Origin of the sequence: Roseateles chitinivorans (genome assembly GCF_050632145.1) — a bacterium.
Lineage (GTDB): Bacteria > Pseudomonadota > Gammaproteobacteria > Burkholderiales > Burkholderiaceae_C > Roseateles > Roseateles chitinivorans_B.
In genome coordinates this window covers 659,291-682,293 of sequence record NZ_CP192577.1, presented here as the reverse complement: position 1 = coordinate 682,293, position 23,003 = coordinate 659,291, and the positions used below count along the sequence as shown (strand labels likewise).

Annotated in this window: 20 protein-coding genes and 1 pseudogene; 14 read left to right on the top strand and 7 right to left on the bottom strand. The window is 68.4% G+C overall.

Annotated elements, in window-relative coordinates; genetic code table 11:
• Window positions 1–112: 112 nt before the first annotated feature.
• The 4 genes from ACQ86G_RS03110 to ACQ86G_RS03095 all read right to left on the bottom strand — a co-directional run bounded on the left by ACQ86G_RS03110 (window position 113) and on the right by ACQ86G_RS03095 (window position 3,970).
• Window positions 113–469: a hypothetical protein gene (locus tag ACQ86G_RS03110; protein ID WP_431259272.1), complete on the bottom strand. Its 357-nt coding sequence runs from the start codon at window positions 467–469 to the stop codon at window positions 113–115.
• Between the two features lie 110 nt (window positions 470–579).
• On the bottom strand, window positions 580–1,173 hold the full coding sequence (locus ACQ86G_RS03105; RefSeq protein ID WP_431259271.1) for a Panacea domain-containing protein: 594 nt from the start codon (window positions 1,171–1,173) through the stop codon (window positions 580–582).
• Window positions 1,174–1,292: 119 nt separating this feature from the next.
• Entirely contained in the window at window positions 1,293–2,678 is a 1,386-nt protein-coding gene (locus tag ACQ86G_RS03100; RefSeq protein ID WP_431259270.1) for a reverse transcriptase family protein, read from the bottom strand.
• 278 nt (window positions 2,679–2,956) lie between these two features.
• Window positions 2,957–3,970: a LysR family transcriptional regulator gene (locus tag ACQ86G_RS03095; protein WP_431259269.1), complete on the bottom strand. Its 1,014-nt coding sequence runs from the start codon at window positions 3,968–3,970 to the stop codon at window positions 2,957–2,959.
• A gap of 225 nt (window positions 3,971–4,195) precedes the next feature.
• Between ACQ86G_RS03095 and ACQ86G_RS03090 the strand changes: the two genes are divergently transcribed.
• The 9 genes and pseudogenes from ACQ86G_RS03090 (at window position 4,196) to ACQ86G_RS03050 (ending at window position 14,936) form a co-directional block, all read left to right on the top strand.
• Window positions 4,196–5,044, top strand: a complete 849-nt coding sequence (locus tag ACQ86G_RS03090) for an alpha/beta hydrolase fold domain-containing protein (RefSeq protein ID WP_431259268.1) — start codon at window positions 4,196–4,198, stop codon at window positions 5,042–5,044.
• A gap of 57 nt (window positions 5,045–5,101) precedes the next feature.
• Window positions 5,102–6,316, top strand: a complete 1,215-nt coding sequence (locus ACQ86G_RS03085; RefSeq protein ID WP_431259267.1) for an efflux RND transporter periplasmic adaptor subunit — start codon at window positions 5,102–5,104, stop codon at window positions 6,314–6,316.
• Between the two features lie 122 nt (window positions 6,317–6,438).
• A pseudogene (locus tag ACQ86G_RS03080) lies at window positions 6,439–9,701 on the top strand (efflux RND transporter permease subunit).
• A gap of 12 nt (window positions 9,702–9,713) precedes the next feature.
• Window positions 9,714–11,129 (top strand): efflux transporter outer membrane subunit, encoded by a 1,416-nt coding sequence (locus ACQ86G_RS03075; protein WP_431259266.1) that lies wholly within the window; start codon window positions 9,714–9,716, stop codon window positions 11,127–11,129.
• A gap of 412 nt (window positions 11,130–11,541) precedes the next feature.
• Window positions 11,542–12,438 carry a hypothetical protein gene (locus ACQ86G_RS03070; RefSeq protein WP_431259265.1) on the top strand — a complete coding sequence of 299 codons (897 nt, stop codon included), beginning with the start codon at window positions 11,542–11,544 and terminating at the stop codon, window positions 12,436–12,438.
• Window positions 12,439–12,495: 57 nt separating this feature from the next.
• A complete protein-coding gene (locus tag ACQ86G_RS03065; protein WP_431259264.1) occupies window positions 12,496–13,029 on the top strand; it encodes an NYN domain-containing protein in 534 nt (177 codons plus the stop codon).
• 250 nt (window positions 13,030–13,279) lie between these two features.
• Window positions 13,280–14,017: a type IV toxin-antitoxin system AbiEi family antitoxin domain-containing protein gene (locus ACQ86G_RS03060; RefSeq protein ID WP_431259263.1), complete on the top strand. Its 738-nt coding sequence runs from the start codon at window positions 13,280–13,282 to the stop codon at window positions 14,015–14,017.
• A complete protein-coding gene (locus ACQ86G_RS03055; protein ID WP_431259262.1) occupies window positions 14,014–14,805 on the top strand; it encodes a nucleotidyl transferase AbiEii/AbiGii toxin family protein in 792 nt (263 codons plus the stop codon). Before ACQ86G_RS03060 ends, ACQ86G_RS03055 begins: the two co-directional genes overlap by 4 nt.
• Complete coding sequence (locus tag ACQ86G_RS03050) at window positions 14,805–14,936, top strand: hypothetical protein (RefSeq protein WP_431259261.1); 132 nt, start codon at window positions 14,805–14,807, stop codon at window positions 14,934–14,936. Before ACQ86G_RS03055 ends, ACQ86G_RS03050 begins: the two co-directional genes overlap by 1 nt.
• Before the next feature lie 93 nt (window positions 14,937–15,029).
• On the opposite strand, the gene ACQ86G_RS03045 is transcribed toward ACQ86G_RS03050, so the two are convergent.
• From ACQ86G_RS03045 to ACQ86G_RS03035, 3 genes are all read right to left on the bottom strand, one after another.
• Window positions 15,030–15,176 (bottom strand): hypothetical protein, encoded by a 147-nt coding sequence (locus ACQ86G_RS03045; protein WP_431259260.1) that lies wholly within the window; start codon window positions 15,174–15,176, stop codon window positions 15,030–15,032.
• Window positions 15,177–15,242: 66 nt separating this feature from the next.
• Window positions 15,243–16,220 (bottom strand): alpha/beta fold hydrolase, encoded by a 978-nt coding sequence (locus ACQ86G_RS03040; protein WP_431259259.1) that lies wholly within the window; start codon window positions 16,218–16,220, stop codon window positions 15,243–15,245.
• On the bottom strand, window positions 16,217–17,437 hold the full coding sequence (locus ACQ86G_RS03035; protein WP_431259258.1) for a low temperature requirement protein A: 1,221 nt from the start codon (window positions 17,435–17,437) through the stop codon (window positions 16,217–16,219). Before ACQ86G_RS03035 ends, ACQ86G_RS03040 begins: the two co-directional genes overlap by 4 nt.
• Before the next feature lie 225 nt (window positions 17,438–17,662).
• On the opposite strand from ACQ86G_RS03035, the gene ACQ86G_RS03030 reads away from it, so the two are divergent.
• From ACQ86G_RS03030 to ACQ86G_RS03010, 5 genes are all read left to right on the top strand, one after another.
• Window positions 17,663–19,579, top strand: coding sequence for a diguanylate cyclase domain-containing protein (locus tag ACQ86G_RS03030; protein WP_431259257.1), 1,917 nt, complete (start codon window positions 17,663–17,665; stop codon window positions 19,577–19,579).
• Window positions 19,580–19,652: 73 nt separating this feature from the next.
• The gene (locus tag ACQ86G_RS03025; protein WP_431259256.1) at window positions 19,653–19,817 is read left to right on the top strand and encodes a hypothetical protein; all 165 of its coding nucleotides are present in this window, start codon (window positions 19,653–19,655) and stop codon (window positions 19,815–19,817) included.
• 35 nt (window positions 19,818–19,852) lie between these two features.
• Window positions 19,853–21,823: a c-type cytochrome gene (locus tag ACQ86G_RS03020; protein WP_431259255.1), complete on the top strand. Its 1,971-nt coding sequence runs from the start codon at window positions 19,853–19,855 to the stop codon at window positions 21,821–21,823.
• Between the two features lie 192 nt (window positions 21,824–22,015).
• Window positions 22,016–22,516, top strand: coding sequence for an Hsp20/alpha crystallin family protein (locus tag ACQ86G_RS03015; RefSeq protein WP_431259254.1), 501 nt, complete (start codon window positions 22,016–22,018; stop codon window positions 22,514–22,516).
• Window positions 22,517–22,577: 61 nt separating this feature from the next.
• Window positions 22,578–23,003: an Hsp20/alpha crystallin family protein gene (locus ACQ86G_RS03010; protein ID WP_431259253.1), complete on the top strand. Its 426-nt coding sequence runs from the start codon at window positions 22,578–22,580 to the stop codon at window positions 23,001–23,003.

Below are 23,003 nucleotides of genomic sequence, written 5' to 3'. Positions count from 1 at the left end.
TCTGGTTGCGGGCGACCGTTCTCCAAGGTCCGTTTCGAGCCTGATGATCTCGATGTCTCAGGCTATCGACGCTTGACCTTTGGAACAAAGTTAGGCGGCAGGCCTTCGAAGCCTAGGGGCAACGCAACGCTGCCACCACATCGCCTATCAGCCGAGCCTGTCGGCCTGTCAGGTCGTCATATTGCAGCAAGCATCGCAGTACGGCGCACAGCAACGGCGTAGGCAGCGACTGCTGCTGCAAGCTCATGCGGCCGGTACGCTGCAGCTTCGTCATGTCGTCGACGTCCAGGTCCTGCAGGCTGTTGAAGTCTACCCAGCTGGGCAATGTGAGAACCCCGCCCGGGGTACCCACGAAGTAGCCCGCACGAGGCGGCCCCTGATTGCAGGCGGGCTGCTCCGCCAATCCATTGGGTTTGCTGGTGAACACAACCGTAACCACATCGTCACTGCGCAGGTCTACGGCAAGCACTAGCAAGTACTTGCGTTGGCATTCGCCCGTTGTGCGGTCCAGGTAGTAGCAGTCGTCACGCCAAATCTGCCCTGGCCGGGCGACTACTGCAGCCGTCACCATATTCGGTATCAACCGGCTTCGGCGTGGCGAACGGCCATCAGGGCTGCTCGGTACTGGGCCTGTTCCTGCGCCAGTTCGCGCACCACGTCGGAATGCGGGTCGGCCTCGCCGATGGCCAGTTCGTAAGGAATGGCGCGGCGCGCACCCTGGCCGTTCTGCCACACACGGTCCCAAGCGCCGTTTTGCGCGTGGGTGACGTCGATCATCTTCGGGGAGTACGTGTTGCGGTACTGCTCGGCCAAGGCCTTCATGATGCGCAGCTGCCGTGGGCTGAACGGTTCGGCGTCAAACCCAACGCCGTCGTTGACTTTCACAGCTTGACGCTCGAAATCGATGACCTTCTCTTCGACGATGTGCACGAGGTCGGCCAGATCAGGGCCAAGGTCCTCCCACTCTTCCATCAGTTCGATGGGCACTGGGCCGAACTTCCAGGCCTGATAGTCCAGGCCGGTAGCGCTCTTGCCGGTTTGTCGGAAGTGTTCGAAGTCCAGCAGGTACAACAGCTTGAAGAGCTTGATCTTGCCGCAGTGCTGCGTATGGGACGCGAAGAACACCACCGCTTGCAGCAGGCGCTGTCGTTCGCTTTGGGTGAGAACCGGCATAGGCCAAAGATTATCCCGCCGAGTCATTGTCGGGTCAAAGCCTTCTGGAAGCCGCCGCTGTTACCCGGCCCGTGGCCGATGGCGAAAGGCCGCGACGCTGTCCTCCGCGGCGACTGAGGTCAGCGAAGCGAGTCGAAGCCGATCGCGTCAAACATCCGCTGTAACTTCTCCACCCGCATCGGTGCCAGGAATTGCCTGGCCCACGCGAGTCGCCCCAGCACCGCCGATCGCAGCGCGGGATCGACGTTCGTCAAAGTACCGAGCCGATGCAGCTCGGCCTTCAACCGATCGAAGTCCTCACGCGCCAGATTCGGCTTCGCGTTGACGACGACGCCGGTCACCTGCTGCCTTCCGCCGGCGGGCATCGCGTGCGTCTTGTCGTGGCGCAGTCGGAAGCCCTCGTCTTCGACGATCGCCTGCACCCAGGCGCGGAACTCGCGCTGATCGCGGCGCAGCGTTGCCGGGCCGGAGAACACGAGGTCATCCGCATACCGCGTGTAACGCCCACCGAAGCGATGGGCGAGTCCGTCCAGCCGCAGATCGAGCGGGAACGCGCAGAGATTGGCCAGCGCCGGCGAGGTCGGCGCGCCCTGCGGCAGGTGCGGCGAGGCGAGCCGCCTGGCACCTTCGGCATCGATCGAGCCGTCTTCCCGCAGTCGCTCACGGATCGGTGCCGGCGTGCGCGCGGTGCAGAGCGTCGTCAGCCGCTCGACGACCGCGTCGGAATACCCCAGCGTCCGGAAGGTCGCCGCGATCCGCGCGCGTCCGATGCCGGGAAAGAAGTCGCGCAGGTCGAAGCGGATGACGAAGTCCTGGCCCACGTGCACCGCAGCGTTCGTCGCGACGTTGCGACCGGGCACGAAACCATGGACCGCCTCGTGGCAGGGCAGCGTATTCAGCAGGCCGTCCAGCAACTGGCGCTGAATCGCCTTCAGTCGCGGCAGCGGCGCCTCGATCAGACGCATTCCGCCGCGACGCTTCGGCACGAGCACGCAGCGGTAGTGGGGCGTCGGCACGACATGCGGGCGAAGGGGCGTGGCGGTGGCCTCCCGATATTGGCGCGCGGGACCGGCGAAGTGATCGAGCGCGCCCAAGCTCAGGCCGAGCCACGCGGCCAGGGCGGCCTCTGTCGGCCAGTCCGGCAGCACCAGGTGTTCCAGCGCGAAGGGCAACGGCCGCATCCGCGATGGCCGCAGCAGCAGGCGGCGCACGGTCGGTCGAGGGAAACGCTCGAGGTCGAAGCCCTCGTGGAAGGCATCGATCTCCAGCAGCGCCTCGGCGAGGCTCGCGATCGAGTGCGCACGCCACACCGGTGTCGTCCATCGCGCGAGCGCCAGGCACAGCGGCTTCAACCAGGGGCGCGCGTCGACGCCAAGGCATTGCTCGGCACGCGCCTGCAGCGCATCGGCCTCGCGGGCGCGCGGCGACGCATCGTCCGTCTGCAGCGCGCGGGCGAGCGCCAGCGCGATCCAGCGGGGATAGGTCAACGGCGCGGCAACGGTCATCGGCGGCGGGCGGTCCTTGTCGCCGCCGCGAGGGCGGCGACGGGGGCAAGAGGTGACCCCCGGACGCGCCGCCAACTGGCCGGTCTCGACCGATACAGATCCGCGCGGCAGCGTGGTGGGGTATCGGCGCCGGATGGATAACGAAGAAGAGCGCCGCGGGGATACCCCGCGGCCGGAGGCGCGAACGCTTCCGAAGGCTTGGCGGCGACCGGAGGTCGGCGGCGATTATGGGTGCGGGCCGCGACGTCGCTCAAGCGGCGTCGTCAGGGCGTGAAGGTTCACGCCGCGCTCAGTACCGCCTGCTTCGCCGCATTCGGTTCCAGCGGGATGTACGCCTCGTCCGACTCGTTGCGCTTGGCCTCGCAGCTCGCGACCAGCTGCTTCTGCCACACCGAATGACGCTCGAACAGCTCCGCGATCCAGTCGACGAACACGCGCAGCTTGGTGCTCAGGTGCCGGTTCGGCGGGTACACCACGTACAGCGGCAGCGGATCCGACTCCCAGTCGCAGAGGAAGGGCACCAGTTCGCCTGCGTCGATGTGCGGCTTGATCATGAAGTAGGGCGCCTGGATCACGCCCAGCCCCGTCAGTCCCGCCGTCATGTACGCGTTGCCGTCGTTCACCGACACCTTGTAGTGGCCGTAGATCTCGTAGCGCTGGCCGTTCTTGCTGTAGTCGAACGGGAAACGCTTGCCGGTGCGCGTCGAGAAATAGCTCACCACGTGATGCTGGTCCGATTCCAGGTCCAGCGGATGCTGCGGCAGACCGTGCTGCTGGATGTAGGCCGGCGACGCGCAGCAGCCGTAGCCCCAGTCGCCGATGCGGCGCGCGACCAGCGACTGGTCGGTGATCTCGCCGCCGCGCACGACGCAGTCGACGTTGTCGCCGATCAGGTCCACCGGCCGGTCCGACACGCCGAGGTCGATCTGGATGTCCGGATGCCTTGCATAAAACTCCGGAAGTGCGGGGATCAGCAGCAGGCGCGCCACAGAGGAGGCCACGTCGACGCGGATGCGCCCCTTCGGCGCCGCGCGTGCATGCGAGACGGAGCCTTCGAGTTCCTCGATGTCCGACAGCAGCCGCGTCACGCGCTCGTAATACGCGGCGCCATCGGGCGTCACGCTCACGCGCCGCGTCGTGCGGTTCAGCAGCTTGACCTTGAGGTGGTCCTCCAGCGACTGGATCAGCCGCGTCACCGCGGTCTTGGGCAGGTCCAGCGATTCCGCCGCCCGCGTGAACGTTCCCGCTTCCACGACGCGCGCGAAAGCCTGCATGGCATTGAGCTTGTCCATCCTTGAACCCCTTGACCCTGACTGCTGCGGGCTTGCCGCGACTGCTCCAGCACAACGGCGCGTCTGCGCGCGCGCGAGGTCGCCATCCTGCCCGATCGATTGTTTCGTCGATGAAACGCTGAAGCGCGTCCCGGGCTATTTATCGGACGGCGTCCGTTGTCTAAATTTCGCTGCATTGCAACATGACCGGTCTGCCCCCACGGGGAGCAGGCCTTTGGCCCTGCCATGGACGCGCTGCCGCTGACCTCCTGCCACGACGACCTCCTGCCCGCCGGCGACGGCGTGGTGCCGGTGCGCGTGTACAAGAGCGCCGCCCGTCGCAAGGACGCGCCGGTCGTGATGCACCTGCACGGCGGCGCCTTCACGAGCGGCGACCTGGACAGCGGCGAGCTGGTCTCGCGGCTGCTGGCGGACGCGGGCGCGGTCGTCGTCGACGTCGACTACCCGACCGGCGAGGCGACCGTGTTCCCCACCGCGCTGAAGACGCTGGACGCGCTGCTGGCCGGCGTGCACAAGGCGCGGGCCAAGCTCTCGGGCAAGGGCGCGCCGCTGATCGTCGCCGGTGAAGAGGCCGGCGGCAACCTGGCCGCCGCGCTGGCGCTGATGGCGCGCGACCAGGGTCACCGCAAGCTGTCCGGCCAGATCCTGATCGGACCGATGCTCAATCCCTGCATGGGCACCGCCTCGCTGCGCCAGGCCGATGCCGGCTACGGCGAGTGCCGCTGGATGCACGGCTGGCGCGCCTACCTCGGCGAGTGCGAGGACGGCGACCACCCCTACGCCGCGCCCGCCGCCACCGGCCGCCTGTCGGGCCTGGTGCCGGCGCTGGTCGTCAGCGCCGACGACGACCCGATGCGCGACGAGGCGCTCGCCTATGCCCGCGCGATGAAGCGCGCCGGCGTCGACGTGCAGCAGGCGCTGATCGCCGGCCCGAGCGGCTGGCCCTGCAGCCTGATGAAGCTGCCCTCGCTGTCCGCCCTCCAGCTGCCCTGGGCGAGCGCCCTGCGCCAGAAGCTGGCCGATTTCCTGTCCCTGATCCCACCGGCCGGCAAGAGCCGCCTGCAACCCGCCTGACCCCAAGAGCCCTCCAAGAACTCCCAACGTCTACCCCCGTCACCGGAGCACCTCACCATGAACAAGAAGATCTTTGCCACCTCGCTCACCGCCGTCGCCGCGGTCGTCGGGGCCCTCGTCGTCGGTCTGCACAGCCAGCAGGCGGTCGCCAATCAACCGTCGGGCGCGCCGCAGGCGATCCCCGTCTCCGTCGCCACCGTCGCGAGCCAGGAAGTGGCCGCGTGGGACGAGTTCTCGGGCCGCCTGGAAGCGGTCGAGCGCGTCGATGTCCGGGCCCGCGTGTCGGGCGCCGTGCAGTCGGTGCATTTCCGTGAAGGGGCGCTGGTCAAGGCCGGCGAGCTGCTGATCACGATCGATCCCGCGCCGTACCAGGCCGAGGTCGACCGCGCCGAGGCGCAGGTGCTGGCCGCACAGGCCCGCGTCACGTATTCGAAGAGCGAGCTGGAGCGGTCCACCCGCCTGTGGAGCGAGCGCGCCATCGCGCAGCGCGAGCTCGACGAACGCAGCAACGCGTCGAATGAAGCCAACGCCAACCTGCGCGCCGCGCAGGCCGCGCTGCAGTCGGCCAGGCTGAACCTCGGCTACACCCAGGTGAAGGCGCCGGTCGCGGGTCGCGTCGGCAAGCTGGAAGTCACGCAGGGCAACCTCGTGGCCGCCGGCCCGGGCGCGCCGGTGCTGACGACGCTGGTCTCGGTCAGCCCGATCTACGCCAGCTTCGATGCCGATGAAGGCACCGTCGCCCGCGCGCTGAACGAGCTGCACGGCAGCGGCAAGGGCGCCGTCTCGGGCGATCTGTCGAGCATCCCGGTCCAGATCGGCACTGCGGCCACCGCCGACACGCCGTTCAACGGCAAGCTGCAGCTGATCGACAACCAGGTCGACGCCCGCAGCGGCACGGTGCGCGTGCGCGCGGTGCTGGACAACAAGGACGGCGCGCTGATCCCGGGCCAGTTCGCCCGCATCCGCCTGGGCCAGTCGAAGACGCGCGCCGCGGTGCTCGTCAACGAGCGTGCGGTCGGCACCGACCAGAGCAAGCGTTTCGTCATGGTGGTCGGCGCGGACAACACGCTGAGCTACCGCGAGGTCCTGCTGGGCGCCAACGTCGACGGCCTGCGCGTCGTCACGTCGGGCCTGAAGGCCAACGAACGCGTGGTCGTCAACGGCCTGCAGCGTGTGCGCCCCGGGGCGCTGGTCGCTCCGACCCTCGTCCCGATGAACGCCAAGGCAGAAATCCAAGCCAAGGACGGCGCCCCCAAGGCCGACAAGTCCTGACCTGATCCCGAAGGGACGGGCAAGACCCGTCCCCCTGGGGCTCCGGACAGCCTTCGGGGCGGCGCGACGCCGCCCCGCGGGGGGACCTTTGCCGTTTTCTCCAGTCGACTTGAAAGACTGACATGAATCTCTCCAAATTCTTCATCGACCGCCCGATCTTCGCGGGCGTGCTGTCGGTGCTGATCTTCGTTTCCGGGCTGCTCGCCGTGCGCGTGCTGCCGATCTCCGAATACCCTGAAGTCGTGCCGCCGCAGGTGGTCGTCCGCGCGCAGTACCCCGGCGCCAACCCCAAGGTCATCGCCGAAGCGGTGGCCACGCCGCTCGAGGAATCGATCAACGGCGTCGAAGGCATGCTCTACATGGGCAGCCAGGCGACCACCGACGGCCTGATGACGCTGACGGTCACCTTCAAGCTGGGCACCGACCCGGACAAGGCCCAGCAGCTGGTGCAGAACCGCGTCTCGCAGGCCGAGCCGCGCCTGCCCGAGGAGGTCCGCCGACTCGGTCTGACGACGGTCAAGAGCAGCCCCGACCTGACCATGGTCGTGCACTTGCTGTCGCCCAACGACCGCTACGACATGACCTACCTCCGCAACTACGCGGTGCTGAACGTCAAGGACCGCCTGGCGCGTATCCAGGGCGTGGGTCAGGTGCAGCTGTTCGGCTCGGGTGACTACTCGATGCGCATCTGGCTGGACCCGCAGAAGGTGGCGGAGCACGGCCTGTCGGCCAGCGACGTCGTCCAGGCGATCCGCGAGCAGAACGTGCAGGCGGCCGCCGGTGTCGTCGGCGCCTCGCCCGGCCTGCAGGGCATCGACCTGCAGCTGCCGATCAACGCGCAAGGCCGCCTGAACAGCGAGCAGGAGTTCGGCGACATCATCGTCAAGTCCGGCGCCAACGGCCAGGTGACGCGTCTGCGCGACCTGGGCCGCATCGAGCTGGGTGCCGCGGAATACGCGCTGCGCTCGCTGCTGGACAACAAGTCCGCGGTGGCGATCCCGATCTTCCAGGCCCCGGGTTCGAACGCGATCGAGATCTCGAACAACGTGCGCGCCACGATGGCCGAGCTGAAGAAGGCCATGCCCGAAGGCGTGGACTACTCCATCGTCTACGACCCGACGCAGTTCGTGCGGGCGTCCATCGAGTCCGTCGTCCACACGCTGCTGGAAGCGGTGGCGCTGGTCGTGCTGGTCGTGATCCTGTTCCTGCAGACCTGGCGTGCGTCCATCATCCCGCTGCTGGCGGTGCCGGTGTCCATCATCGGCACGTTCGCGGTGATGCATCTCTTCGGCTTCTCGATCAACGCGCTGTCGCTGTTCGGCCTCGTGCTGGCGATCGGCATCGTGGTGGACGACGCGATCGTGGTCGTCGAGAACGTCGAGCGCAACATCGAGGCGGGCCTGAGTCCGCGTGAGGCGACCTACCGCGCGATGCGCGAAGTGTCCGGCCCCATCATCGCGATCGCGCTGGTGCTGGTCGCGGTGTTCGTGCCGCTGGCCTTCATCACCGGCCTCACGGGTCAGTTCTACAAGCAGTTCGCGCTGACGATCGCGATGTCGACGGTGATCTCGGCGGTCAACTCGCTGACGCTGTCGCCCGCGCTGGCCGCGATGCTGCTCAAGGGCCACGACGCGCCCAAGGACTGGCTGACCCGCGCGATGGACAAGGTGCTGGGCCGCTTCTTCGGCGGCTTCAACAAGCTGTTCAACCGCGGCGCCAAGGCCTACAGCGGCGGCGTGACGAAGGCGATCTCCCGCAAGGTGATCATGCTGATCGTCTACGGCGGCCTGCTGGCCCTGACGGTGGGCCTGTTCAAGGCGGTGCCGAGCGGCTTCGTGCCGGCGCAGGACAAGCAGTACCTGATCGGCTTCGCGCAGCTGCCGGACGGCGCCACGCTGGACCGCACGGAAGACGTGATCCGCCGCATGAGCGAGATCGCGATGAAGACCCCGGCGTCGACCACGCCGTGTCCTTCCCGGGTCTGTCGATCAACGGTTTCACCAACAGCTCGAACTCGGGCATCGTCTTCACGCCGCTGAAGCCTTTCGACGAACGCACCGGCAAGGGCCTGTCCGCCGGTGAGATCGCGGGCAACCTGAATGCGCAGTTCGCGCAGATCCAGGACGCCTTCGTCGTGATGTTCCCGCCCCCGCCGGTGCAGGGCCTGGGCACGACCGGCGGCTTCAAGTTCCAGCTGGAAGACCGCGGCGGCCTCGGCTACGAGGCGCTCGACGCGGCGGTCAAGGCCTTCATGGCCAAGGCCCAGAAGGCGCCGGAACTGGCCGGTCTGTTCAGCAGCTACCAGGTCAACGTGCCGCAGCTGTACGCCGACCTCGACCGCACCAAGGCGCGCCAGCTGGGCGTGGCGGTGACGGACGTGTTCGACACGATGCAGATCTACCTGGGCTCGCTGTACGTCAACGACTTCAACAAGTTCGGCCGCACCTACACGGTCCGCGTGCAGGCGGATGCCGCCTACCGCGCCCGTGCCGAGGACGTCGGTCTGCTGAAGGTGCGTTCGGCCTCGGGCGAGATGGTGCCGCTGTCGGCGCTGATGAAGGTCCAGCCGAGCTTCGGTCCGGAACGCGCGATGCGCTACAACGGCTTCCTGTCGGCCGACATCAACGGCGGCGCCGCACCGGGTTATTCGACCGGCCAGGCGCAGGACGCGGTCGAGCGCATTGCTGCTGAGACGCTGCCCCCGGGCATCAGCTACGAGTGGACCGAGCTGACCTACCAGGAAATCCTGGCCGGCAATTCGGGCGTGTGGGTCTTCCCGCTGGCCATCCTGCTGGTGTTCCTGGTGCTGGCCGCGCAGTACGAAAGCTTGGCGCTGCCGGTGGCGATCATCCTGATCGTGCCGATGGGCCTGCTGGCGGCGATGACCGGCGTGTTCCTCAGCCATGGGGACAACAACGTCTTCACGCAGATCGGGTTGATCGTGCTGGTGGGGCTGTCGGCGAAGAACGCGATCCTGATCGTGGAGTTCGCGCGGGAGCTGGAATTCGCCGGCAGGACGCCGCTGCAGGCGGCCATCGAGGCGAGCCGGCTGCGTCTGCGTCCGATCCTGATGACGTCGATGGCCTTCGTGATGGGGGTGCTGCCGCTGGTGCTGGCCACGGGCGCGGGCGCCGAGATGCGCAACGCGATGGGCGTGGCGGTGTTCGCCGGGATGATCGGAGTGACGGCCTTCGGCCTGTTCCTGACGCCGGTGTTCTACGTGGTGGTGCGTCGCCTGACGGGCAACAAGCCGCTCAAGCAGCACGGCGAGGTGCCGCATGACGTCGAGGCGTTCGTGCAGCCCGCGCAAGGCGAAGGCCACGACTTCGGCCCGGGCGGCAACGCCCGTCCGCATCCGGCCGCACCGCGCCACGAGCACGAATAAAGGATTCGAGCCATGAAAACGAAACTGATGATGACGGCGCTGCTGGCGGCCCTGGTGCTGGCCGGTTGCGCGACACCGCCGCCGATCGACCAGTCGCGCGTGCCGGTCACGCCGACGGCCTTCAAGTCGCAGGCGACTGCGACGGTGGGCGAGGCCCGCTGGGCGGTGGCCCCGCCGGCCGATGCCGAGCCGCGCGGCGACTGGTGGCTGGCGTTCGGTGATGCCACGCTGAACGATCTGATCCGCCGCTCGCTGGTCAACAACAACGACCTGCAAGGCGCTGCGGCGCGACTGGCGCAAGCGCGCGCCTTGCTGCGCAGCACGAATGCCGATCGCCTGCCGCAGGTCGGCGCGAGTGCCGGTGCCACGCGCGGAACGGTCGCGGGCCAGGGCCCGGCCGCCACGACGGTCTACAACGCCGGCCTGGGCGCGAGCTGGGAAGTCGACCTCTCCGGTCGCTTGTCGGAAGCGACGCGGGCGGCTTCGCTGGATGCGCAGTCGCGTGAGGCGCTGCTGCAGTCCACGCGCCTGATCGTGCAGGCGGATGTGGCGCAGACCTACCTGGCGCTGCGCTTCGCGGATCAGGAGCGTCGACTGGTGCGTGACACCGTCGCGGCCTACCGCGAGACGCTGGCGCTGACGCAGCGCCGCTACCAGGCGGGCGACGTCGCGGAGCTGGACCTGGCGCGCGTGCAGACGGAAGTCGCTTCGACGGAAGCCGAGGCGATCAGCCTGGACCGCCGCCGGGCCGAGCTGGAGAACGCGCTGTCGGTACTGCTGGGCGAGCCCGCCTCGGGCTTCAAGGTGGCGGAAGACACGGCGCTCGCGCCGCTGCCTTCGATTCCGTCGGGTCTACCGAGCACGGTGCTGGCGCGTCGTCCGGACGTGGCCGCGTCGCAGCGCAGCCTGCTGGCGGCGCAGTCGCGGGTGGGCGTGGCGCAGGCCGCGTGGTTCCCCAGCCTGACGCTGACGGCCAACGGCGGCTACGCCTCGCCGGAGCTGAGCGACGTGTTCCGCTGGTCGGCGCGCGCGTGGTCGGTCGATGCGCTGCTGTCGCTGCCGATCTTCGACGGCGGCCGCCGCAAGGCGGGCGTGGAGTCGGCGAAGGCGGGCCTGGACCTTGCGATGGCGAGCTATCGCCAGCAACTGCTGCAGGCGCTGCGCGAGGTCGAGGATTCGCTGGTCGGTCTGCAGACCTTGTCGGCGCAGGCCGAAGTGCAAGGGCAGGCGGTGCAGTCGTCGACGCGTGCGACGGCGTTGTCGGATTCGCGCTACCGCAACGGGCTGGTCAGCCAGCTCGACCTGCTCGACGCGCGCCGCAGCGAGCTGCGCAACCGCCGCGCGGCGCTGCAGGTGCAGGCCGCGCAGTACCAGGCGACGGTCGAACTCGTCCGCGCCTTGGGCGGCGGCTGGACCACGCCAGCCTGAGCCCCGGCCGGGCAAGACCCGGCCCCTTTCAAATGCGACCGGACCTTTACCGGTGCCCCTTTGGGCGTGCAGGGATGCACGCCCTTTTTTCGTCGTTCACTGATTGCAGTGGGTGCGCTCACGCGTTGTCGTAGGCAACCGCGCCTTCTCCACGAGTGGAGGTCATTGTTCTTGCCAGGCGCGACGCTAACGTTGGTGTCACCCAGAAAGATCTTGGAGCGCACGCAGGGCGTGCCGACGGTGGCTAAGGACTGCACCGTTCCTGCTCCAGAAAGCGGATAGCCTCCTTGCGGAGGCCTTCACACTCTTTTCACCGGGTCGCGCCCTTTCGGGTTGTCTAACCGGCGCGTCAGGGCGGAAATTTACTCCAACAAATGCGCGGGGGCAAGCCTAGGTGCATCCTCAGAGTCAGTTGTTCGAAAGGGTCATCTCCAAACCTCGCCTCGACAGCTACCGGGGCTACTGGAAGGTCGACGCTGATACGGCCATCGGTCTCTACATGTGGAATGGGGAGGTCTGCGGCGAGCTGTCCAAGCTTCTTTCTTACCTTGAGATTGCCCTGCGCAACAGCATCCATTGCGAGCTCAGTCGGAATGCCAGCCAGGGCGCGAGTTCAAGTTGCCATTGGTGGGACATCCACGCGGGCTCGCTGAAAGCCGAAGCGAAGAGTCAGATCAAGCGTGTTCGCGACAATGCGCCTCAGGCGCTGCTGTCTCCGGATGAAATCGTGTCCCGGTTGACCTTCGGGTTCTGGCCCAAGATCCTTACCTGGGTCTCGAAGCAGTTCCCTACGCTTCTGTTCAGGATCCTTCCAGACCATCCGCTGAGTCGGCACGGCGCGTCGCCAAACTGGTTCGACCGAAAGGCCCGTCACGCGGCCTGCCTGGAGTTTCTCGAATTCATTGATACACGCAACCGGATGGCGCACCACGAACCGCTTTGGAAGTTTTCCGACATCGTCGACACCTCGCCGGCAGCTCCGGCTCCGGCCATCCTGATCTGCTCGCGTTCCGTCGACGAATCCTCCACCTTTGCGCGATTTGCTCGACTTCTGGCCTTGTTGGATCGAACAGTGCATGCGCTGTCTCCCGCGCTTCAGGCCAGTCTCGTTGCATCGAGTTGGCGCGCGCGGCTGGACTTTCTGCTCTCGCCTCGCGGCGTGCAGCGCTACAAAGAAGGTCGTCATGTGGTCGAGCCGCAGGCTATGAGCGCCAACGCGTTGCGCCAGCAACTGGCTTCGGTGATGCAGCGGAATCGACCGGTGAGGCTGCGCGACCGTGGAGGCGAGGGGATCTTCATCCCGGTCTAGCTTGGTGATGCGCGCGTTGCGGGCTGTTGCCTAGAATCCCCGCAACCGAAAGGAAGCATGAAAACGGTCTGGATCATCGACGGCGCCTACCTGTTCAATGTGGGTCGCGGCCGTCCGTTCGATTACCTCAAGCTCAAGAACGAGCTGGTAGAGCGCAACGGTGGTCCGATCTACGAGAGCTACTACCTGAACTCCACCCGCGACTTGGCGACGGACCAGCAGAACGCGTTTCACACGTGGCTCAAGGCAGCGCCGCCGCGTGGGCCGAAGATCCGCGTCCAGCTGTACGAGATGAAGAACCTCCATCTTCAATGCCCGGACTGCGGAGTCCAGTTCGACCGCGAAGTGCAGAAGGGCGTGGACGTCGCGATCGCGACGCTGCTGATCAAGCTCGCGGTGCAGAACGTCTACGACCGATTGATCCTGTCGGCGGGCGACGGCGATTTCGAGGAGGCGATCTCCTACGTCAAGTCGGATCTCAAGAAGGAGGTCTGGGTCAGTGGCCTGCAGGCCAATCTGTCGACCGACCTGCAGTCCTACGCGGACGAGGTGGTGTGGATGGACGATCTCTATCCGACGATCGCCAGGTGAGGCGTGACGGCGGCGCGTGCGCCTGAACTGAGTGCTCGCTAGGGACGTTTTCCCATCCCCCTTCTTGCGTGCAGGGATGCATGCACGTTCTTTGTCGCCCACACGGATTCCAGTCACGACCTGGCCTGTTGCCGTAGGCCCAGGCGGCTTTTCCACGAGTGAAAGTCATGGCTTGTCGCGCCTCTGCCGCCTAACGTTCGTCGCTGATCTACAAGGATGCAGGGAATGAAATGAGGCGTAAAGTTGATGAATGGCGACAACTATCGACCAAGGATCATTCAAATCGCTCCTCCGCGACCACCCGAGGGGCGAGCCCGTGGACATGGGCGTCCTGCAACGCGAAGGCATCTCCGCCTTCCGTGCCTCCGCCTGGGCACGCAGCGGTTGGCTCGACCATCTGGGTCGAGGCGTCTATGCCATCGCAGGTGATGAGCTGTCGCGCGATGGCGCTCTGGCTTTCCTGGCGCGTCAGGTGTCAGGATTTCACGTGGGCGGAAAAACGGCGCTGGCTTGGCATGGCCTGGAGCACGACATCGCGTTCGATGAGGTGCTCAGCCTGTGGGGTGATCGATCCAAGGCGATACCGGCATGGATCGCCGAGCGGTTTCCCGTCCGGTACCAGACCACGCGGATCCTGGACGAGGAGGCTCACGCCTCATCGGGGCTGAAGGCCTTGCCCGCCGGCGATCCTCGCGTGCTTGTCTCCTCGCCGGAGCGGGCCATGCTGGAGATGCTGAGCGACCTGGGCAAGACGCAAAGCCTTGCGGACGCCCGCCGCCTCATGGAAGGGCTTGGCGGCTTGCGGACGAAGGTGCTCGATCAACTGCTGGCGCGGACGGATCGGATCAAGGTCGTCCGCGCGGCCGCATACCTGGCTGCGGACCTCGACCTGCCTTGGGCGGCCGTGGCGCGCACGCACAGCGACCGCCTCGGCGGCTCGCGCTGGATCGCCGTGTCCAAAGCTGGGGAGAGACTGGACTTTCGATGACATTCAATGCGCGGTACGTCGATACGGTGCGACTGCTGCTGGACATCCTCCCGAAGGTGTTTGCCTCGGGACGGTTCGCGATGAAAGGAGGTACGGCGATCAACCTGTTCGTACAGGACATGCCCCGACTCTCCGTCGATATTGACCTGGTCTGGGTCGACCCGACGCCAGACCGCGAGGCCGACCTCGCAGGGATCACGGGTGAGTTGAGCCGAATGGCAGTAGAGCTTGGCAGGCAGGGATTGCACGTGCAGTGGTCGAAACGCGTCGATGGCGAGGAGGTGAGGCTCCTCGCTGCACGGAGGACGACGCGAGTGAAGGTGGAGGCGAATGCCGTGTTTCGGGGCACGCTGCTACCCATTCGAATCCTGCCGCTGACGGCAACGGCCGCCGAGGTCTTTGACCGAGATCTGGCCGTCCCGGCGCTCGCCGTCGAGGAGCTGTACGGGAGCAAGCTCGTCGCTGCGATGGACCGACAACATCCGCGCGATCTGTTCGACGTGATCGGCATGTGGCGGCAGCTCGGATGGAACGTCCGTGTCATCGACTGCTTCGTCGGATACCTTGTCGGACACAACCGTCCAGTGCATGAGGTGCTCTTCGCCGCGCCACGATCTCTGCAACTGAGCTACGGCAACGAGTTTCGCGGCATGACGCGCACGTCTGTATCCCAGTCAGAACTCGAATCCGTTCAGCGGCAATTGCTCGCCGAATTGCCTCAGCAACTCACCAACGCACATCGTGAGTTCCTGGCTTCGCTGGTGCGGGGGAGCCGGATTGGTCCTTGATGCCTTTCGAGCACTTGCGGCACCTGCCTGCCGTGCGGTGGAAACTCGACAACCTCGCGGTGCTTCGCCGGAAACAAGCCCTGAAGTTCGAGGAGCAGCATCAGAAATTGATGGAGGGGCTGGCGCGATGATTCGCTCTCAGCAATGCCCACCCGCCCGCGCCCTCAACCGGCGCCATCCCGCGCGCATGAGCCACGTCCCGATACCCGCCAGCAGCAGCACGATCACGAACGCCCCGCCGGCTCCGCCGGCGCGCCAGCGCCTTCCGCGGCGCCGATCAGCGGCTTGAGCGCGTTGTAGCCCGCCACCACCGCCGCGATCCACAGGACCGCTCCGCCCAGGAACTGTCCGAGCGCCACCAGCTTGTTCATCCCGTCACTCCGTCCACGTCGGACACTGCAATGCGTGCAGCCTAACGGGCCTCGCGGCTGCTTCGCTCAAAGCCCCTCGGTGAGGAACGGCATCACCGCCGCCAGCAGCGCGTCCGGCGCCTCCTCCGGGATGTAGTGACCGCAGGGCAGCGGCCCGCCGTCGACGTCCACCGCGACGCGTTGCCATTCCCTCAGCGGGTCGAAGCACTTCGCCACCACGCCCTGCGCGCCCCAGTACACGCGCAGCGGCATCGCCAGCCTCGCGCCGGCCTCGCGGTCCGCGCGGTCGTGCTCGAGGTCGATGCCCGCCGCCGCGCGGTAGTCCTCGCACATGCCGTGCGCGGTGCCAGGTAGTGCCAGCGCGCGTTGATACTCGGCGAACGCACGCGGGTCGAAGGCCGACAGGCCCGCGTGCCGCCGGCCCATCACGTCCAGCGCGTATGCCGCCGGGTCGGCCTCGATGAGCCGCTCCGGCATCGGCGCCGGTTGGATCAGGAAGAACCAGTGCCAGTACGCCCGCGCGAAGGCCTCGGTGGTCTGTTCATACATCGCCAGCGTCGGCGCGATGTCCAGCAGCGCGAGGCGCTCGACCGCATTCGGGTGATCCGCCGCCATCCGGTGTGCGACGCGCGCGCCGCGGTCGTGCGCCAGCACGCGGAAGCGCACATGGCCCAACGCACCCATCACGGCGATCAGGTCCAGCGCCATGCGCCGCTTGCTGTAGTTGCCGTGATCCTCGTCGCCCGTGGGCTTCGAGGAATCGCCGTACCCGCGCAGGTCCGGCATCACGACGGTGAAGCGCGCCGCCAGCGCCGGCAGCACGCGGTGCCAGATCGCCAGCGTCTGCGGATGCCCGTGGATCAGCAGCAGCGGCGGACCTTCGCCGCACACGCGCGCATGGATGCGCACGCCGGGCGCGGTCTCCACGGACAGCCGTCGCGTCGATGCGGGGAACAGGGCATCGGCCGGATGCGGCTCGACGGTGAAGTCCGCCGCCAAGGCGGAGGAGCCGACGGAGGCGGCAGGGGAGGAGGGCGCGCTCATGCGCCGATGCTAGGCGCGTCGTCCTCGTTCCCGCTGTCGGGAACGAGACACATCGCCCGTGAGCGCCGCTCCCACGCGGCGAGCGCCACCAGCACCGCGCAGGCGAAGGCGCTGGTCGCGACCGGCCGCCAGTCGTGCACGAACGGCCCGGCCGCCGCGAGCACCAGCACCGCCACGCCGTGCGACCACGGCCAGCGGCCGACGACCGAGCGCTTGAACAGCCCCACGCCGATCGCATAGATCGCCACGCCGCCGAGCAGGCACAGCGCCGTCTTCAGGTCGGTGTGGCCGTCCGGATGCGCCAGCACGAACTCGTCCGCCGCCGCGTTGACGATGATCCCCGCCACGATCGGCAGGTGGATGTAGGTGTAGGCCAGTCGGGCCAGCCGCCCCGGATCGTCGCTGTGGGTGATGCGCCCCGTGGCGAAGTCGTTGGTCGTGTCGAAGTACAGCCACCACAGCGCGATGCTCCCGGCGAACGACACCAGGAAGGCCAGCAGGCTCATCGACGTCAGAGGTTCCTCCGCGAAGGTGGCGCCGGTCACCAGCAGCGACTCGCCCAGCGCGATGATCACGAACAGCGCGCAGCGCTCGGCCAGGTGACCGCCGGAGATCGTCCAGTCCGCCGTCGTCGAGCGGCCCAGCCCCGGCACGAAGAAACCGGCCGACGGCCCGACGACCTCGATCGCCAGCGCCGCGACCCACAGCGGCACCCGCAGCGCCGGGTGCAGCGCGCCGGCGATCCACAGCACCGCCGACACGATCAGCCACGCCCCGATGCGCTGGAAGTTGCGCACCAGACCGGCCTCCGCACCGCGCGCCGCCCAGAGGAAGAACAGCGTCCGCCCGACCTGGATCGCCGTGAACGAGGCGGCGAACATCAGTGCCCGCTCGCCGAAGGCCTGCGGCAGCGAGACCGACATCAGCAGCCCCGCCAGCATCATCGCGAACAGGCAGATCCGCACCGGCAGCCGCTCCGGGTCCAGCCAGTTGGTGACCCAGGAGGTGAAGATCCACACCCACCAGACCGCCGCCATCAGGAAGCCGGTCTGCAGGGCGCCGGTCAGCGTGACGCCGTCATGCGCGAAGTGGCCGATCAGCGTGTGCGACAACTGCGTGACGGCGAAGACGAAGACGAGGTCGAAGAACAGCTCGACGAAGCTGACCTTGGCATGGCCGTGCGGGTCGGGTCGGCGCAGGAGCGGGATCGAAGGCATCCCCGGACTGTCGCATGCGGGCGCCACCGGACCCCCGGGGCCGATGCCGGCTTGACGGCAATCGCACGGCCATCCCCATAATCGCCGCCATTGCCCGCCGGCCCAGCCGCCGCCACCGCCGGTCGAGTTCGCGTTTGATCGCGCGCTTTCGCGCGTCCTCGCGTGCCGCGCCTGGCCTTCGCGCCATGCTTCCCGTCTTCGAGACCGACCCGCCCCCGCCGTCGCATGCGTTCCTCCGCCGAGCCGATCCACCGCACCAGCCTCGGTCGCGGCGTGGGACTGCTGATGGCGGCGCTGCTCGCGATGGCCGTGATCGTGACGCTGCTGGCCGTGCGCGCCCGCACGACGCTCGACGACCTGCGCCGCGCCGACCGCATCAACATCGTCCTGTCGGCCATGGTGCTGTTGACGGAGGACCTCCTGAATGCGGAGACCGGACAACGCGGTTATCTGCTGACGCAACGCGCCGGCTACCTGCAGCCCTACCGCGATGCGGTGCGCAATCTGGACCGCCGGGTGGAGGAAGTGCTGGCCCGCGACGAAGACCCTGCCCACGCGGCCCGGCTCGACCGCATCCGGGAACTGGTCCAGCTCAAGATGACCGAGATGAACCAGACGATCCGCCTGAACGACTCGGGACGTCATGAGGAGGCGCTGGAACTGGTGCTCGGCGACCAGGGCATGCACCACATGGACGAGCTGCGCGACCTGCTGGGCGAGCTCACCTCCTCGCTGCGCGCCGAGCGGGCGGCGATCAGCGAGCGGCTGTCCCGCGAAGCCGGCCTCACCGAACTGCTGATGCTGGCCGGGCTGGCGATGCTCGCGCTGTTCGCGGTGATGGCGACCTCGCAGGTGCTGCTGCGCTCGCGCGAGCTGCTGCGCACGCAGAAGCGGCTGCGGGGCATCGCCGACAACGTGCCGGCGCTGATCAGCCATTACGACGCGAAGGGCCGGTTGCGCTTCGCCAATGCGGAGGTCGGACGCGTCTTCCACACCGATCCCGGCGGTCTGGTCGGCAAGACGCTGGACGAGCTGCGCGGCGCGGAGAGCGCCGCGCAGATGCGCCCCTTCGTCGAGCGCGTGATGAAGGGCGAGGCCGTGGCCTTCGACGTCGAGCAGATCATCCGCGGCGAGACGCTGCACTTCCACCAGAGCTTCGTGCCCGAACTGGCAGGCGGCCGCGTCGAGGGCTTCTACGCCTGCTCGATGGACATCACCGAGCGCAAGCGCGCCGAGGCCGTGATCGCCGCCAGCGAGCGCCGCATGAAGGCCATCACCGACAACCTGCCGGTCTTCATCACCTACATCGACGCGGAGCGCAAGCTGCGCTACACCAACGAGACGCTGCGGAGCTGGTTCGGCCTCGATCCGCAGGCGGCCCTGGGGCTGCACATCGACGACGTCTTCGGCACCGCCAGCACCGGCCAGCGCAGCGCGCAGCTGGCGCTGGCGCTGGGCGGCGAGCGTGTCGAGTTCGAGGTGACCTCGACGATGCTCGGCAAGCAGCGGCACCTGCGCTCGATCTACGTGCCCGACGCGGGGCCGGACGGACGGGTGCTGGGCATCTTCACGCTGTCCATCGACATCACCGTCATGAAGCAGGCGGAGGCGCAGCTCGCGCGGCTGGCCAGTTCGGACGCGCTCACGGGACTGCCGAACCGGCGCGAGTTCGACCAGGCGCTGGAAGGCGCGCTGGCGCGGCAGCGGCGCCACATGCGCGAGGGCCGGGTGCTGGCGCTGCTGTTCCTGGATGTCGACCGCTTCAAGTCGATCAACGACACCCATGGCCACGGCGTCGGCGACACGGTGCTGCGCGACTTCGCGACCGTGCTGCGGCGCGCAGTGCGCGGCAGCGACCACGTCGCGCGCATCGCGGGCGACGAGTTCGTCGCGGTGATCGAGGGGCTGAACCGGCCCGAGGAAGCGGAGCAGGTCGCCGCCAAGATCGTCGAGGCGGTGCGGGCGGCGCGGCCGGCGGGCGTGGCGATCACCGCCAGCATCGGCATCGCCAGCGTCGCCGACGGCGACGTGCCGGCGGCGGACCTGATCGCGCTCGCCGACCGGGCGCTGTACCAGGCCAAGCACCAGGGCCGCGACGGCTGGGTGGCCCTGGGATGGCCCGGTCCGGACCAGCGGCACTGACGCCACCGCCACGGCCGCGCCCGCCGCCGGGCCCTCGGCCACAGGCCTCGCGGCGATCGGCGATGATGGCCGGATGAAGATCTCCCGATCCCTTCCGGGTGTCCTCATCGCCGCTGTGCTGGGCCTGGGACTCTCCGCCGTCGCCACCGTCTCCGCCGTGACCGCGGCGTCCGCGCCCCCGCGCCCCTCGCGCCACCACCTGCCGCCGATCCCGCGGCGCCATCGCTGCGGCCACTGACCAACGACATCGCCGAGCGCGTCCAGGCCTGCACCTTGTGCCACGGTGCGCAAGGCCGGGCGACGACGCAGGGCTACTTCCCGCGTCTTGCGGGCAAGCCGTCGGGCTATCTCTACAACCAGCTGCAGAGCTTTCGCGACGGGCGTCGTCATCACGCGCTGATGGCCGGTCTGCTGCGCAACATGAGCGACGACTACCTGCACGAGATCGCCGGCTATTTCGCCGCGCTCGACGTGCCGTATCCGGCGCCGGGACCGTCGGGACTGGACGCGGCGCAGCAGGCGCGCGCGGAGCGGCTGATCCTGCAGGGCGACCCGGCGCGCAAGGTGCCCGCCTGCACGGCGTGCCACGGGCCCTCGATGGCGGGGCGTGAACCCGCGATCCCCGGGCTGCTGGGACTGCCGCGCGACTACCTCGTCGGACAGCTCGGCGCGTGGCGCAGCGGTCTGCGGCGCGCGCATGCGCCGGACTGCATGGCCGACGTGGCGAAGGCGCTGTCGATCGACGACATCGCCGTCGTCGCGAGCTGGCTCGCCGCGAAGCCGGCGGGCGCGCATCCGGAGCCGCCGTCGACGACGCCGTTGCCGATCGCGTGCGGGGGCTCGCGCCATGAGCGGGACCCCGACCTTCCCCCGAGTGCCCCCGCGGAATCCGGCGCCGCGCCGATGAGGGCCTTCGTCCGGCTGCTGATCGGCATCGCGATCGCGGTGCCGGTGATGGCGCTGCTGCTGCTCGCCGGCGCGTGGGGGCGGGAGCTCTGGCTGTCGGGCCGGCCCGTGCCCTCCGGCGCCGAGGGAACGAATCCCGCCTTGATCGCCCGTGGCGCCTATCTGGCCCGCATCGCCAACTGCGCGGGCTGCCACAGTCCGCGCGGGGGCGCGCCGCTGGCCGGCGGGATGCCGCTCGGCACGCCGTTCGGGACGCTGTTCAGCAGCAACCTGACGCCCGATCCCGAGACCGGACTCGGCCGCTGGACCTCCGACGACTTCTGGCGCGCGATGCATCACGGCCGCAGCCGCGACGGGCGGCTGCTCTATCCCGCCTTCCCTTACACCAGCTACACGGCGATGTCGCGCGAGGACGCCGATGCGATCTTCGCGTGGCTGCGGCAGCAGCCGGCGGTGACGCAGACGGCGCCGGGGCATCAGCTCGGCTGGCCGTACCGGTGGCAGTCCGCGCTGGCGGTCTGGCGGTTGATGTACTTCACGCCGGGCGATGCGCCGTCGCACGACGAGCCGGGCGGCGGCCGTCTCGCCGATCAGGGCGGCGGCGCGGCGCAGGATGTCGCCGGTCAGGCGGCATTGGCGCGAGGCCGTTATCTCGTCCAGGCCGTCGGCCATTGCGCGGAATGCCATGCGCCGCGCAACCGGCTCGGCGCGCTGCGGGATGCCGCGGGACTGCGCGGCGGCTGGGTCGGCGTACAGGGCTGGATCGCGCCTTCGCTGGCGGATCCGCACGCGGCGGGCGTGCAGGACTGGTCCGAGGCGGACGTGCGCGCCTGGCTGCGGACCGGCTGGTCGACCCAGGGCTCGGCGCTCGGCCCGATGGCGGACGTCGTCGCGGAGAGCCTCCAGCATCTGACCGATGCCGACGCGCAGGCGATGGCCGTGTACCTGCGCGGTCTGCCGCGCGAGGGATCGACCGCGGCGGAGTTCAAGCCGGCCACGTCGGGGCAGATGGATCTCGGCCGTCAGGTGTACGCCAAGCACTGCGCCGACTGCCATGGCGATCAGGGGCAGGGGCGTCAGATCGACGGCCAGCCGGCCTATCCGCCGCTGGCGGGCAACCGCACGGTGAGGCTGGACGCGCCGCAGAACGTGCTGCAGATGCTCGCCGACGGCGGCTACGCGCCGACGACGCCGGGACATCCGCGTCCGTACGGCATGCCGCCGCTGAGGCAAGTGCTCACCGAGGCCGAGATGGCCGCCGTCGCGACGCTGATCCGGCAGAGCTGGGGGAACAGGGCGTCGGCGGTGACGGAGCAGGAAGTGCTGCGCCTGAAGTGAGGGGGTGGCGAAGCGCAAAAAGCGCACGAAAACGCACAAAAAGCGGCCCAGGTTCACGCAACGGGCGCGGCATATGGGGACGGGCTCCCCACGATTTCAAGATCTTGAAGCCCGGCTTCTCGCACCTAGGTTGGGATGCATGGCGGACGACGTTCCGCCGCGACCCACCCGCAGGATGCCAAGGAGCCCCGCATGTACCGTCAACTGTTTGCCCGTGAGCTGTTCAACGACCTCGACCGCTTCCAGCGCGAGATGAGCGGCCTGTTCGAATCCACCGCCAGCCGCGCCACCCCGCGTGGCGGCTATCCGGCCCTGAATGTCGGCCTGTCGCCGGAAGCGGTGGAGGTCTACGCCTTCGCGCCGGGCCTGGATCCCGCCACCATCGGTGTCGACCTGGATCGCGGCGTGCTGAGCCTGTCGGGCGAACGCGCATCCTCGCTGTCCGAAGGGGCCAGGAGCGACGCAGCCACGGCTGCTGCCGCTGAAGGCGAGACCGCCGCGCCCGCCGCGAAGGCCGCCGACAAGACCGTCGTCCATCAGCGCGAGCGCTTCGCCGGCAAGTTCCGCCGCGTGGTCAGCCTGCCCGACGACATCGATCCGGAACAGGTCTCGGCCTCCTACAAGGACGGCGTGCTGCGCGTCAGCGTCAAGCGCCGCCCGGCACCGCAGCCGCGCCGCATCGACATCCATTGAGTCGCGGACCCCGCCGTCCACCGATCCCAGACACGAACCGAACCCGATTCGAAAGAACACCATGACCACTGCCGTGCACACCCCCGCCGCCGATGCGGCCGAGCAAGTGAAGACCAGCGCCTCCACCACCGCGCAAGCCGCGCGTCGTCGCGATGACTATGCGATCCAGCCCGCCGTCGACGTCCTCGAGGACGCGCAAGGCCTGACGCTGTTCGCCGACCTGCCCGGCGTGCCGCGCGAGCAGCTCCAGCTGCGCGTCGACAAGGACCGCCTGATCATCGAGGCCGAGATGCAGCTCGATCTGCCCGACGGCCTGAAGGCCGGCCACGTGGAGGTGTCGCGCCAGTTCTACCGCCGCGCGTTCACGCTGAGCAAGGAACTGGACGCCGATCAGATCGCCGCAGAGCTGACCAACGGCGTGCTGCGCGTGCGCATCCCCAAGGCCGCGCATGCGCAGCCGCGCAAGATCGAGATCAAGCTGGGCTGA